The organism is Microbacter margulisiae, assembly GCF_014192515.1.
GTDB lineage: Bacteria > Bacteroidota > Bacteroidia > Bacteroidales > Paludibacteraceae > Microbacter > Microbacter margulisiae.
In genome coordinates, this window is record NZ_JACHYB010000001.1 from 1,067,966 (window position 1) to 1,082,005 (window position 14,040).

At 42.4% G+C, this 14,040-nt stretch carries 7 protein-coding genes, 4 tRNA genes and 3 rRNA genes; 2 read left to right on the forward strand and 12 right to left on the reverse strand.

The genetic code is table 11. The features are described 5' to 3' along the window. Positions 1-75 precede the first annotated feature (75 nt). The 7 genes from rrf to FHX64_RS04450 all read right to left on the reverse strand — a co-directional run bounded on the left by rrf (position 76) and on the right by FHX64_RS04450 (position 9,055). Positions 76-187 (reverse strand): 5S ribosomal RNA (rrf, locus tag FHX64_RS04420). Between the two features lie 155 nt (positions 188-342). After that, positions 343-3,241 (reverse strand): 23S ribosomal RNA (locus tag FHX64_RS04425). 434 nt (positions 3,242-3,675) lie between these two features. Then, positions 3,676-3,749 (reverse strand) — tRNA-Ala (locus tag FHX64_RS04430). Positions 3,750-3,863: 114 nt separating this feature from the next. Continuing rightward, positions 3,864-3,937, reverse strand: a tRNA-Ile gene (locus FHX64_RS04435). 153 nt (positions 3,938-4,090) lie between these two features. Beyond that, positions 4,091-5,615, reverse strand: a 16S ribosomal RNA gene (locus FHX64_RS04440). The 16S, 23S and 5S rRNA genes sit together here with 2 tRNA genes alongside, the layout of an rRNA operon. 937 nt (positions 5,616-6,552) lie before the next feature. Beyond that, entirely contained in the window at positions 6,553-7,443 is an 891-nt protein-coding gene (locus FHX64_RS04445) for an RteC domain-containing protein (RefSeq protein ID WP_183412608.1), read from the reverse strand. 364 nt (positions 7,444-7,807) lie between these two features. Continuing rightward, positions 7,808-9,055, reverse strand: a complete 1,248-nt coding sequence (locus tag FHX64_RS04450; RefSeq protein WP_183412609.1) for a site-specific integrase — start codon at positions 9,053-9,055, stop codon at positions 7,808-7,810. Positions 9,056-9,233: 178 nt separating this feature from the next. Between FHX64_RS04450 and FHX64_RS04455 the strand changes: the two genes are divergently transcribed. Both FHX64_RS04455 and FHX64_RS04460 read left to right on the forward strand, forming a co-directional pair. After that, positions 9,234-9,623, forward strand: coding sequence for an ISAon1 family transposase N-terminal region protein (locus tag FHX64_RS04455; RefSeq protein ID WP_183411864.1), 390 nt, complete (start codon positions 9,234-9,236; stop codon positions 9,621-9,623). Between the two features lie 10 nt (positions 9,624-9,633). After that, on the forward strand, positions 9,634-10,581 hold the full coding sequence (locus FHX64_RS04460) for an ISAon1 family transposase (RefSeq protein ID WP_425487950.1): 948 nt from the start codon (positions 9,634-9,636) through the stop codon (positions 10,579-10,581). Positions 10,582-10,744: 163 nt separating this feature from the next. On the opposite strand, the gene FHX64_RS04465 is transcribed toward FHX64_RS04460, so the two are convergent. The 5 genes from FHX64_RS04465 to serC all read right to left on the reverse strand — a co-directional run bounded on the left by FHX64_RS04465 (position 10,745) and on the right by serC (position 13,823). Beyond that, positions 10,745-10,829: transfer RNA gene (locus tag FHX64_RS04465), tRNA-Ser, on the reverse strand. A gap of 128 nt (positions 10,830-10,957) precedes the next feature. Continuing rightward, positions 10,958-11,041: transfer RNA gene (locus FHX64_RS04470), tRNA-Leu, on the reverse strand. Positions 11,042-11,203: 162 nt separating this feature from the next. Continuing rightward, positions 11,204-11,590 carry a RidA family protein gene (locus FHX64_RS04475; protein WP_183412610.1) on the reverse strand — a complete coding sequence of 129 codons (387 nt, stop codon included), beginning with the start codon at positions 11,588-11,590 and terminating at the stop codon, positions 11,204-11,206. Between the two features lie 42 nt (positions 11,591-11,632). Beyond that, a complete protein-coding gene (locus FHX64_RS04480; protein WP_183412611.1) occupies positions 11,633-12,553 on the reverse strand; it encodes an NAD(P)-dependent oxidoreductase in 921 nt (306 codons plus the stop codon). A gap of 202 nt (positions 12,554-12,755) precedes the next feature. Continuing rightward, complete coding sequence (gene serC / locus FHX64_RS04485) at positions 12,756-13,823, reverse strand: 3-phosphoserine/phosphohydroxythreonine transaminase (RefSeq protein WP_183412612.1); 1,068 nt, start codon at positions 13,821-13,823, stop codon at positions 12,756-12,758. Positions 13,824-14,040 lie beyond the last annotated feature (217 nt).

A 14,040-nucleotide genomic window follows, 5' to 3' on the forward strand; every position in this document is an offset into this window, starting at 1 on the left:
TTTTGAACAGGGGAGTGAGGTTGTTATGGAAAAAAAAAGAGAGCCTCATTTGTTATCAAATGAAGCTCTCTTAAAAAGTGGCGGCTACCTACTCTCCCACCTTGTGGGCAGTACCATCGGCGTGGTTGGGCTTAACTTCTCTGTTCGGAATGGGAAGAGGTGGATCCCCAGCGCTATAGCCACCTAAATCTTCTGGCCCTCCGGCTTATCTTTACCTGAGGCTGCCAATATATTTTGTATGACTTACCAAAAAACAAGAAAGAAAATACCCTAAAGTTGGCAACGGCTCCAATAGCACTACTGAACCTTACACCTTGCTACCTGACTGGGTAGCTACAAACTTACAAAAAGTTTCGGGCAATTAGTACTGCTTGGCTTTGACATTACTGCCTTTACACCTGCAGCCTATCTACGTCGTCGTCTTCAACGGCCCTCATGGAGATCTTATCTTGAGGTTGGTTTCGCGCTTAGATGCTTTCAGCGCTTATCCTGCCCGAACGCGGATACCCGGCAGTGCCCCTGGCGGAACAACCGGTAAACCGTAGGTTCGTCCAACACGGTCCTCTCGTACTAGTGCCGGATCCTCGCAAATCTCCTACGCCCACAACAGATAGGGACCGAACTGTCTCACGACGTTCTGAACCCAGCTCGCGTGCCACTTTAATGGGCGAACAGCCCAACCCTTGGGACCTTCTCCAGCCCCGGGATGTGACGAGCCGACATCGAGGTGCCAAACCATTCCGTCGATTTGAGCTCTTGGGAATGATCAGCCTGTTATCCCCGGAGTACCTTTTATCCTTTGAGCGATGGCCCTTCCATACGGAACCACCGGATCACTATGCCCTAGTTTCCTACCTGGTCGACTTGTCGGTCTCTCAGTCAAGCGCGCTTGTGCCATTACACTCTTCGTCCGGTTACCAATCGGACTGAGCGCACCTTTGGAAGCCTCCGTTACGCTTTTGGAGGCGACCACCCCAGTCAAACTACCCACCATACACTGTCTCCCCTTAACAGGGAATTAGAACTCAAATAATCAAAGGGCCGTATTTCAACGTCGACTCCTCAAACACTAGCGTGCCTGACTCACAGTCTCCGGCCTATCCTACACATTAATTACCCAAATTCAATGTAAAGTTGCAGTAAAGGTTCACGGGGTCTTTCCGTCCCGTTGCGGGTAATCGGCATCTTCACCGATACTACAATTTCACCGAGCTCACAGCTGAGACAGTACCCAGATCGTTACACCATTCGTGCAGGTCGGAACTTACCCGACAAGGAATTTCGCTACCTTAGGACCGTTATAGTTACGGCCGCCGTTTACTGGGGCTTCAATTCAAAGCTTCGCCTTGCGGTTGACTTCTCCTCTTAACCTTCCAGCACCGGGCAGGTGTCAGGCCTTATACTTCATCTCTCGATTTTGCAAAGCCCTTTGTTTTTGTTAAACAGTCGCCTGGGCCATTTCTCTGCGGCCACCTTATTCAGATGGCGTCCCTTTTCCCGAAGTTACGGGACTATTTTGCCTAGTTCCTTAGCTGTGATTCACTCGAGCGCCTCAGTATGCTCTACTTGACCACGTGTGTCCGTTTAGAGTACGGGTACCTTATAAATTAACGATAGCGGCTTTTCTTGGAAGCCTGTTTACATCCTTTTCAGATCACCCGAAGGCTCTCTGTACTGTCAGGTTCGACTCAAATGACGGATTTGCCTGCCATTCTCAACATCTACCCCCTTTAACGCCCTATTCCGTCAGGACGCCGGATTGTCACTTCTCCGTCCCCACTTCTCTCTATAAGGTAGTACCGGAATATTAACCGGTTCTTCCATCGGCTCCCCTCTTAAAAAGGTACACCTTAGGCCCCGACTGACCCTGATCCGATTAACGTTGTTCAGGAACCCTCAGTCTTTCGGCGAGAGAGTTTCTCACTCTCTTTATCGTTACTTATACCTACATCTGCTTTTCCTGGCGCTCCAACACCCCTTACGGAATATCTTCAACGCTGTCCAGGAATGCTCCCCTACCTCTCATATGTTTACCATATGAGACCATCGCTTCGGTAAGATGCTTTATGCCCGATTATTATCCATGCCTGACCGCTCGACTAGTGAGCTGTTACGCACTCTTTAAATGAATGGCTGCTTCCAAGCCAACATCCTAGCTGTCTCTGCGGTCTGACTTCGTTAGTTCAACTTAGCATCTATTTGGGGACCTTAGCGGTTGGTCCGGATTCTTCTCCTCTCGGATGTGGACCTTAGCACCCACACCCTCACTCCTGAAAATCATTTATAAGCATTCGGAGTTTATCTGGACTTGATAGGCGGTGAAACCCTCGCATCCAATCAGTCGCTCTACCTCTTATAAACTTTCTCAAGGCTGCACCTAAATGCATTTCGGGGAGTACGAGCTATCTCCAAGTTTGATTAGCCTTTCACCCCTACCCTCAAGTCATCCGAAAGCTTTTCAACGCTCACCGGTGCGGTCCTCCATCTCGTGTTACCGGGACTTCAACCTGCTCAAGGGTAGATCACTTGGTTTCGCGTCTACTCCCACCGACTTAACGCCCTTTTCAGACTCGCTTTCGCTTCGGCTCCCCCCGTGACGGGGTTAACCTTGCCGGTGAAAGTAACTCGTAGGTTCATTATGCAATAGGCACGCCGTCACATATTATATATGCTCCGACCGCTTGTAAGCGCACGGTTTCAGGTTCTTTTTCACTCCTCTATTCGAGGTGCTTTTCACCTTTCCTTCACAGTACTTGTTCGCTATCGGTCTCTCGGGAGTATTTAGCCTTAGCGGATGGTCCCGCCTAATTCACACAGGATTTCTCGTGTCCCGCGCTACTCAGGATACCCCTAACTCTTATAAACTTTACTCATACGGGACTTTCACCCCCTCTGGTCCAATTTTCCATTACGGTTCTGATTCTGTTTATAATTATATATCGAGGTCCTATTACCCCAAAAATGCCAAAACACTCTTGGTTTGGGCTCCTGCGCGTTCGCTCGCCACTACTTGCGCAATCACTTTTGTTTTCTCCTCCTACAGGTACTAAGATGTTTCAGTTCCCTGCGTTCGCCCCCGGCTTTTCGCCGAGTATCCCGCCTTCAACGGGATGGGTTGCCCCATTCGGACATCTGCGGATCACCGGTTATTTGCACCTCCCCGCAGCTTTTCGCAGCTTATCACGTCCTTCTTCGCCTCCGAGAGCCAAGGCATCCACCCTGCGCTCTTGCTTACTTTTTGTCTAAAACGTATCTCCCTGTTGCCAGAAAAATACATCTCATTTGTTTCTTTTGCGTTAAGCTCAGTATCACTACTTTCACCCTTCGCCTTACTTTACTCGTTTCTCTCTTGTTTTTCAATATGTCAAAGACCTTACGGCGTTGCCTTCTGGCTCTACGCCTTGCGTGGAGTGATACGGATTCGAACCGTGCGCACTGCTCAAACCCGCTCTGGGTTTATTACCGTGCAGACCCCTTGTGGTCATGTTACTCCTTCTTTCATCTTTTGTCCCTTGTCTCTTCCGCTTCCCGCGCTCGGGTTGCTTGCTCTTTACCGGGAGGATTCCAGCATGCTCCTGCTTTTTCTTAATTGCTCATCAATCCTGTGCCTGCCATACTGGCTTTGCATTGCTCCCTGCCCATGCCAAACAACCTCCCCTGGTTGTCCCCTTTTTGTGGAGAATAACGGATTCGAACCGTTGACCCTCTGCGTGCAAGGCAGATGCTCTAGCCAGCTGAGCTAATCCCCCTTATGCTATACAATTCATAATTGATAATTGACAATTATACCTGACTGTTTATGCTCCTGACTATTTGACTCGTCCTTCGCCAATTGTCACTGTCCATTGCCAATTGTTTTTTTGTAGTCCCAGGCAGAGTTGAACTGCCGACCTCTACATTATCAGTGTAGCGCTCTAACCAACTGAGCTATAGGACTGTTCTTTCCCCCTGCCTTGAGGATCCGTGCTGCATCTTTTCTCTTTCCGCAGCTTTTATCATGAAAAACAACTTTTGCAGTACACAAGTCAGGCTGTCTTGACCTAACCTTTGTCTTGTGCCTCTTTCAAGGGTTTCAGAGACATCTCTCCAGAAAGGAGGTGTTCCAGCCACACCTTCCGGTACGGCTACCTTGTTACGACTTAGCCCCAGTCACTGGTTTTGCCCTTAATCGTTCCTTGCGGTCACAATCTTTAGGCACCCCCAACTCCCATGGCTTGACGGGCGGTGTGTACAAGGCCCGGGAACGTATTCACCGCGCCATGGCTGATGCGCGATTACTAGCGAATCCAGCTTCACGGAGTCGAGTTGCAGACTCCGATCCGAACTACGAATGGTTTTTGAGATTGGCATCTTATCACTAAGTAGCTCCCCTCTGTACCATCCATTGTAACACGTGTGTCGCCCCGGACGTAAGGGCCGTGCTGATTTGACGTCATCCCCACCTTCCTCGCACCTTACGGTGGCAGTCTCAATAGAGTCCTCAGCTTTACCTGCTAGTAACTATCAATAAGGGTTGCGCTCGTTATGGCACTTAAGCCGACACCTCACGGCACGAGCTGACGACAACCATGCAGCACCTACATACCCGCCATTGCTGGCTAAACTGTTTCCAGTCTATTCGGGTACATTTCAAGCCCGGGTAAGGTTCCTCGCGTATCATCGAATTAAACCACATGTTCCTCCGCTTGTGCGGGCCCCCGTCAATTCCTTTGAGTTTCAACCTTGCGGTCGTACTCCCCAGGTGGATTACTTATCGCTTTCGCTTAGCCACTAACATTCTATCGCTAACAGCTAGTAATCATCGTTTACTGCGTGGACTACCAGGGTATCTAATCCTGTTTGATCCCCACGCTTTCGTGCATCAGCGTCAGTTACATCCCAGTAAGCTGCCTTCGCAATTGGTGTTCTGTGTCATATCTATGCATTTCACCGCTACACAACACATTCCGCCTACCTCATTTGTACTCAAGTCTGCCAGTTTCAATGGCAATGTCTACGTTAAGCGCAAACCTTTCACCACTGACTTAACAAACCGCCTACGCACCCTTTAAACCCAATAAATCCGGATAACGCTCGGATCCTCCGTATTACCGCGGCTGCTGGCACGGAGTTAGCCGATCCTTATTCGCAGGATACCTACAAAGGGATAACTCGTATCCCACTTTATTCTCCTGCAAAAGAAGTTTACAATCCATAAGACATTCTTCCTTCACGCGACTTGGCTGGTTCAGGTTCTCACCCATTGACCAATATTCCTCACTGCTGCCTCCCGTAGGAGTCCGGACCGTGTCTCAGTTCCGGTGTGGGGGACCTTCCTCTCAGAACCCCTACTGATCGTTGACTTGGTAGGCCGTTACCCTCCCAACTATCTAATCAGACGCATGCCCATCTATAAGCTATGAATATTTAACAAAAAAACCATGCGGTTTCTTTGTCTTATGCGGTGTTAATCTTCCTTTCAGAAGGCTATCCCCCTCTTATAGGCAGGTTGCATACGCGTTACGCACCCGTGCGCCGGTCGCCACCCAGTATTGCTACCTGTGCTGCCCCTCGACTTGCATGTGTTAAGCCTGTCGCTAGCGTTCATCCTGAGCCAGGATCAAACTCTTCATTGTATTAATCTCTTTTGTTCTTTCTGTCTTTTCTGCTCGCGCTGAAAAAACTTGTTCTGCTCAGGATGTCTCCTTTTTATTTTGCCTGTACCCCGGTCTCTAACCGAAATACAAACCCCCTGTTTTGGCTCTTGACGGTTAGCTCTTTTCTAACCTTTCCTTGTATACTACATTTGTTGTTCATTCTTCCAAAGATCGCTCGCCCGCCTGCCCTGGCGAAACGGACTGCAAAGATACTGCTTTTTTTCGGTCTGCAAAATATCTTGTGCTCTTTTTTTCCGCCCCCCTGATCAGGAACTCTCATGTCCCCTGGCAAAGCGGCTGCAAAGATAAGCCCTTTTTTATTCCCATTCCAAATTTATCCCCCTTTTTTATCCTATTTTCCCTCAAAAAACATACAACAAACTGAAATATAAGAATATATTTTTCCCCCATTTATCCACCGGACTCTGCCCTAAATGAAAAAATAAGGCCAAAATACATCCAAAATACCCTCCCATATCATGATTATCCATCCTGAATAATCAAATTCCTCTCTCAAAAAATAGAAAAAAAACCAATGTCTTGTCCTCAGCATTCCCTTTTTCCCCCCTTTTCGCTAAAATCTTTATGGAAAGCCTGCAAAAAATATACGTTAAAACAAATTACACCTGAGTTGTGTATAATAAATCCAACAATAGATCATGGAAGGCGCAAAGCACCATAGACGGGTTAACCACAAGGTTTATTAGCTGATAACAAAAAGGGGGAAATAGAGTTCGAAGAGAGACAATTAACCTTTGGAATCTTGTATATCAAACCTGAATAGCCGTTTTTGTCAAAAAACAATTATTAGCGGGTTTCATTCACAAGTTGTCCCCAGTTGGGATGAAAAAAATATAGTTTTTGGGTTTAAATGTGGAAATGTGTTATTGACAGGGGGTTTCTTCATTCATTTGATTCAAAACCACATGGAAATCAGAAAAATGAGGGAGAGTACTTTTTCGCTTAAGTCTTCGTCAATCTTCCGGAGCAGGGCTTCTTTAAGGGTATCCATAAATTTGGATGGATTGGTACGGATTTTGATTTCAAGAAAGGTGCGGTAAATATCTGTAAGACGGGTATTAAAGACTTGCTCAAACAGTGCGGAAAGCTCCCTTATCTCGCAATGACCGTTATTGATACACCCTGCTGAGCAGATGGCATAGATGAGTTCTATTAATGATGTTTTACTATCCGTCCATTGTAAAACGCTATTACAAGCGCTCCCAACTTGTCCCCAATTTGGATTTGAGGCTTTCAGTGACAAGACTTCCAATTCAGTATTGAGGTATGCTTCGAGCCGGTCATTTGCAATGATTTTTGCCACCATGTAATCATGGCTGGTTGAAAATTCAGGATCGGCATAAAACATCAAGCTATCCTGGTAAAGATGGAGATTTTCTTTACCGCGAAGGAAGTATTTGTCATCGAGTAAGGTGGATCTCATCCTGTAGTATTGGTAAAACTCGAGATGTTCGTTGAAAAAGAGAGTGAGTTTTTCAAGCTCCTGACATATGTAGTTATGTTGTAACTCAAAGACTCCCATTGGTCGGCGGCTTTCGATATTGAAAATTTCAACATAATAAATCAGCTTGCTGAATATATCGGGTTTTATCTCTTTGAAAAAAAGAATTTCATCATCGTTATTTTTAAACTTATAGTCAACAATAAAGGATTTTAGGCGACTAAGTGCTTCTTTAATACACGTAATGGATTTTTGTGATTTTCTGATGATATTAGGTTCTTCCAAATCAATGGCTTGCAATTGAGCATTCAGATTCTTACTGATCCGGGTTGTTGTATTTATCATTTCAAATAAAGGCTACTTAACTACTAATTTCAATTTATTTAATTAATCTGGTTAGCTGTAAATCAACAGCTTAATTATCACAAGGCATTAACTCTTCCTTTCTTTCAATAATTGATAATATCAGATACAAAAAATTAAATTGAACCTACAAAAATACAACTTATAAAATAAGAAGTAGTATGAAATTTAGATAATCATGTTATACAGCATAATGTTAATCACATATTTTTTTATTTTTAGATATACTGACATTTTTAGATTGCCATATCTGTTAAATTGAAGTTGATCCATAAGCAATAAAAAAGGATTTCCGGGAGCAACCTGAAAATCCTTTTCTAGGAGTAGATGAAGAATTATTACTAATTTATCCAAGTTTCTTTTTTCTATCCGATAAGCTTTTATTCTCAAATTTAGCTTTCAATATTTGCATGTCATTGCTGACTTTCAGATCCAAAATCTTGGCGTAATGCTGGGTTGTCTTGAGGTTTTTGTGCCCTAACATTTTAGAGACGCTTTCGATCGGAACGCCATTAGAGAGGGTAACTGTGGTGGCGAATGTGTGCCTGGCAATGTGAAATGTCAATTCTTTGTTGATACCGCACAAATCGGCTATTTCTTTGAGATAAGCATTCATTTTCTGATTACTCAATATGGGCAACAGTTTACCTTTGATGATTACTTGCGGATGTTCCCGGTATTTTTCCAGAATGGCTGAAGCTATGGGTAATATGGGTATATTAGACCGGGTGTCGGTTTTGGTACGGTTGATAAAGATCCAGCGTTCCCCATCGATTCCTATCCCGATATTTTTGTAGGATAGCTTTTTAACATCGGCATATGCCAATCCGGTAAAGCAACTGAAGAGAAATATGTCTTTGACCTGATTTAACCGCTCCGTGGCGAATTCTTTATTCAACATGATGTCAATCTCATCCGGGGATAAAAATACCCGTTCTACTTCAACGATTTTGCTTTTGAAGTTGATAAAGGGATTGCGTTGAATCCAACCATTGGATAAACAAATGCGTATGATTTTCCCAAAGTTCTTAATATACCTTGAAGTGGTATTTTGACAGCATTTGCATTCTGACTTGAGATAGAATTCATAGCCTGTAATAAACTCGTGATCTATCTTGCGAATATCTATATCGGATACTTTGTATTTCCACTGGAGATATTCAACGATATGTTTTAAGGCTGTTTCATATCGAACATGAGTAGCTGAAGCATAATTTTTTCCAATCAAGGCTTTAACTCCGTCGTTGTGTTGTTTGAAAATCGGCACCAGCATGTGTTTGCGCTTATCTATCCCTAATATCTTGTTACGCATGTTTTCTGCATTCACCTCCTCATCTTCTCGGATAAGTTGTTGCTGATAATCATATACTTTGGCCTTTAGGGTGTCAAGATAAGCATTAACGGCTTTGGCTTCTGCCGTAGTGCCTTTCATACGGTTGCCTTCGACAGACCATTTGTCGGGATGGGTGTAACGTTTGGTTGACAGTTCGATACGCTCGCCATCAACTGTAACTCTTAGATAAATGGGGATTAATCCTTCTGTTGTTGTTTTTGCTCTCTTTGCATAAAAGAGAATGGAAAGCTTGGCATTCATTAGTGGTAACCTTTTAGAATGTTCAAAAATAGTTGTTCTTTAACTCTTATACAAGATGTTCAATGATTGAACTACTTGATTATGAATAATTTTTGAATAAATCGGTTACCCGGAACTTGTAAATCTTGGATCAATCGGAAAAGTTGTGTTAGAGGATAAAAAATGATAATTTTGTTTCATGGAAAAAGAGACAGAATTAAAGTCAGCGGAACATCAGTTGTTGGAGTTAATATTGCCAGAAGGGATTCTGGAGTATTTTGAAATAAAATCAGTTAGGAACATTGGGATAGGTTATGCGGTTTATCTTGAAGAAAAGCCTGATATTCCTTCAGAGTATGCAGGAGAACCTCTTCGTTGTCATGGCTTTCATCAGGAACAAACCATACATGATTTTCCAATACGAGGAAAGGTATTTGATTTGAAGATTAAGTGTCGAAGGTGGTTGAATGCCAATACAAACCAAGTGGTTAGCCGAAATTGGGAACTTACGGCAAAAGGAACGCGATTTACACAGGAATTCGCGGCTTTTTTAAAAGAATTACCTGGATACTCATCCCATAAGTGCTAAATCCCTTGCAGTGCATTATTATCTGGATGGCAAGCAGTTGCAAGAGCAATACAAGGACTATCTGAGTGATTATCATCAGTGGGATCAAAAATCTCATGCTCACCAATGGCTGCTTTATCCGGATAATGTAGGCCGCTTCTTAAGTATAGATGAAACCAGCTTGTCTAACGGAGAACTATATACTATTGTCACCAACAAAGCGGCAAAAGGAGGTAAAGGAACCATTGTGGCTATGGTTCGGGGAACTAAGGCAGAGGATATTGTCGCGGTTCTCAACAAGCTGCCAAAGCGTGTCAGGTGGAAAGTCCGGGAAGTTACCATGGATATGGCAGCCAATATGGAATACGTGATCAAAATTTGCTTTCCCCAAGCCAGTAGAGTGACCGACAGGTTTCATGTTCAACAGTTGGCTTATGATGCCGTTCAGGAGCTCAGAATTAAACATCGTTGGAATGCACTGGACAGGGAAACGATCGATATGGCATTAGCGAAAGCCTGCGGAAGGAAATACAATCCACCGGTTCTGGCAAACGGAGACACTCTCAAGCAACTACTGGCGCGTAGCAGATATTTGTTGTTTAAGAAACCCACAGCATGGACATATTCTCAGAAAACAAGAGCTGAAATTCTTTTTGAACTGTATCCTGACCTAAAGAAAGCATATCATTTTTCCTTGCAATTGGGGGCTATTTACCATCAAACAAAAGACAAAGGAGTAGCTTTTGCTAAACTGGCACAGTGGTATGATAGGGTTGATAACTCAGGTATTTTGTCATTTGGAAGCATCACCAGAACCATTCAATCACATTATTTGACAATCCTGAATTATTTTAATCACAGAAGTACAAATGCTTCTGCAGAATCATTCAATGCCAAAATCAAAGCTTTTAGGGCATCTTTCAGAGGCGTGAGAGATGTGAATTTTTTCCTTTTCAGACTAACAAAAATTTATGCTTAATCAACAAAAACACAACTTTCCCGATTGATCCTAAATCTTTGGGTACCCGAATGGATCTCCTAAAGATTGATGAAAATTGAATATTTTGACTATTCCCGAAAAACAAAATAGCTCGTAAATCATTGATTTTACGAGCTTTTACTATATTTGTATATTCAATTTGCGGAGAGAAAGGGATTCGAACCCCTGGTACCTTTCAGTACAACGGTTTTCAAGACCGCCGCAATCGACCACTCTGCCATCTCTCCAAAAGCGATGCAAAGATAACGTTCTTTTTGGAATTTATTGTTAGTAGAGATTGACAATGAAACTCCGCTGCTTTGCAACTTTATATTCTAAAAATGAAGTCAAATGACAAGATTATCATTTGACTTTGTACCCAGAGCCGGGATCGAACCGGCATGGAAGTGAATCCACTGGTGTTTGAGACCAGCGCGTCTACCAATTCCGCCATCTGGGCTTTTTGCGAATGCAAAGGTAGTTGATTTTTTGATATTGGCAAATAGAAAAACTAATTTTTTTAGCATTATCACTTTTATCCGCTTTGGAGAGGTGACAGCTAATCTTCAATAAAAAATGCTGACTTCATTATTTTAGAAACCAGCATTTTATCGAAAAAAATTCATGCGGGTTCTTTTGCTGCGATGGTTTCTATTTCCACCAGAGCTCCTAATGGAAGTCCTTTTACAGCAAAAGCTGAGCGTGCCGGGAAATCGGATGTATAAAACATCTTGTAAAGAGAATTCACTTCGGCAAAATATTGCATGTCGGCAAGATATACGGTTGATTTCACGACGTCATTTACTGTATAGCCTGCTGCATCAAGGATTGCTTTGATATTTTTGAATACTTGCTGGGTTTGTTCAATAATTCCACCTTCAACAATAGAGCCTGTGTTAGGGTCAACAGGTATCTGTCCTGATAAATAAAGAGTATTATTTATTTCGATGGCCTGACTGTAAGGCCCTATTGCCGCCGGGGCGTTTGGTGTTGATATAATACGTTTCATAAATTCAGGTTTTACTTTTAGCAATAAAGAATGAATACTCCTTTACTTATTAAGCTGGAATGTAGTGTCTTCTTTTGTAAAGAATGCCACGATTTGTCTTGCTGCAGCTAACCCGGCATTAATATTTGCTTCGGCTGTTTCAGCTCCCATTTTCTTTGCTGTCGAAAAATAGCGTGTCCCAAATTTTGCAGCTAACTCAGCGTGAGAACCGGGCATAATATCGGTTATGTATTTCAAATCAGGACGTTCTTCAAGAGCTTTCATTAAATCGGCTTCATGAATTACTTCCTTGCGTGCAGTATTGACGAGACATCCTCCTTTAGGCATTTTTGTTAGTAGTTCAAAATTAATTGATTCTTTGGTTTCAGGAGTTGCCGGAATATGCAATGAAATGTAATTGCAGGTGCTATATAATTCTTCGACGGAAGATGCCACATGCACTCCATCTTTTTCCATAACAGAAGCAGGGACAAACGGATCAAAAGCATAAACTTCCATACCAAAACTTTTAGCCAATGGTGCCACTAATTTTCCGACATTACCATATGCCTGAATTCCCAATTTTTTTCCTTTCAATTCCGATCCGGTACCTGGTTGAAAATTATTTCTTGCCATGAAAATCATCATGCCAATGGCTAATTCTGCTACTGCATTGGAATTTTGCCCCGGAGTATTCATAGCCACAATATTTCGTCCAGAACAAGCTTTCAAATCCAAGTTATCATATCCGGCACCTGCACGAACTACAATCTTCAGATTTTTAGCAGCATTAATCACTTCTTGTGTCACTTTATCGGAACGTACAATTAATGCATCTACATCAGTTACAGCTTTGTAAAGATCATTCACATCAGTGTATTTTTCCAATAACACCAATTCATAACCAGCTTCATCAGCAATTTTTTTGATGCCATCCGTTGCTGCTTTGGCAAACGGCTTTTCAGTTGCTACAAGAATTTTCATTGCAGTATTATATTAATGTTTATATACGTCAAATACCGCAAATAACCTTGAATACAAGAATTTACGGCTAACGACCTATGATGTTTATAAAATAAATTGAATGTGAAGAATGCAAAGAATGCGTAAATTCATATAGTACGCATAGAAGATTTTGCCTTTTTATCATTGGTGAACAATGACAAAGAGGCAAAATTTTGAACGATCAGTGTGCTTTTTCAAATTCTTTCATAGCATCGATTAATGCTATGACGCTGGCTTTTGGTAAAGCATTATAGGTTGACGCACGGAAACCTCCGACGGACCGATGCCCTTTGATGCCTATCAAACCTTTTGCAGCGGCAAACTTCCCAAATTCTTCTTCTAAGGATTTGTATTCGTCGTTCATCACAAAGCAAATGTTCATCAATGATCGGTCTTCGATTGCGGCAGTGCCTTTGAAAAGCTTGTTACGATCAATCTCATCATATAATAATGCTGCTTTCTCCTTGTTTATTTTTTCCAAAACCGAAATACCTCCTAACTCTTTCATCCATTTCAAGGTTTGCAAAGCGGCATAAACAGGGACAACAGGTGGAGTGTTGAACATAGAACCTTCTTTGATGTGTGTGCGATAGTCAAGCATGGTAGGAATTGCACGTGAAACCTTCCCCAATACAGAGTCTTTTACAATAACAAAAGCAAGACCAGCAGGAGCAAGATTTTTTTGAGCTCCGCCATAAATTAATGCGTATTTAGAAACATCAATAGGACGAGAGAAAATGTCAGAAGACATGTCGGCAACCAAAGGTACCGGGGAGTCAATGTCCTCATGCAGTTCCGTACCGAAAATGGTGTTATTGGTGGTAATGTGAAAGTAATCTGCATCAGACGGAATAGTGTATTGTTTTGGAATGTAATTAAAATTGGCTTCTTTAGAAGAAGCAACTTCAATCACTTCGCCAAACAATTTTGCTTCTTTTAGGGCTTTGGATGCCCAGGTTCCGGTATTCAAATATGCAGCCTTTTTTTCAAATAAATTGAATGGTACCATGGCAAACTGCATACTGGCACCTCCTCCGAGAAAAAGAACAGAGTAACCTTCAGAAATAGCAAGCAATTCTTTGAACAAAGCAGTTGCTTCATCCATCACTGCTTGAAATTCTTTCGAACGATGGCTGATCTCCATAATTGATAGTCCTATACCGTCAAAATCGAGAATAGCTTTAGCAGTATTTTCAATGGTGCTCTGAGGCAAAATTGATGGCCCTGCATTGAAATTGTGTTTCTTCATAAAAATATCAATTTGATTTAGTGAATAATTTCTCTTTTTCTCTTCCTTTTTTTGGAATATGGGTAAAGAAAGTTGCCTTATCGTATTGTTTAATAGTTGATTATAATGTACGGGATAAATTCTGTTTGTTTATTCAAAGGTACATTTTTTATTTTGTACCCTGTGTGATATTTGTTATTTTTTTATGGGGTAGCAATAATTCTAAAAAAGAGATTGT

Excerpts from the sequence above, each read along its gene's own strand:
- FHX64_RS04445 (WP_183412608.1), bottom strand. The coding sequence starts at position 7,443 with ATGATAAATACAACAACCCGGATCAGTAAGAATCTGAATGCTCAATTG.
- FHX64_RS04455 (WP_183411864.1), top strand. The coding sequence starts at position 9,234 with ATGGAAAAAGAGACAGAATTAAAGTCAGCGGAACATCAGTTGTTGGAG.
- serC (WP_183412612.1), bottom strand. The coding sequence starts at position 13,823 with ATGAAGAAACACAATTTCAATGCAGGGCCATCAATTTTGCCTCAGAGC.
- FHX64_RS04475 (WP_183412610.1), bottom strand. The coding sequence starts at position 11,590 with ATGAAACGTATTATATCAACACCAAACGCCCCGGCGGCAATAGGGCCT.
- FHX64_RS04480 (WP_183412611.1), bottom strand. The coding sequence starts at position 12,553 with ATGAAAATTCTTGTAGCAACTGAAAAGCCGTTTGCCAAAGCAGCAACG.
- FHX64_RS04450 (WP_183412609.1), bottom strand. The coding sequence starts at position 9,055 with ATGAATGCCAAGCTTTCCATTCTCTTTTATGCAAAGAGAGCAAAAACA.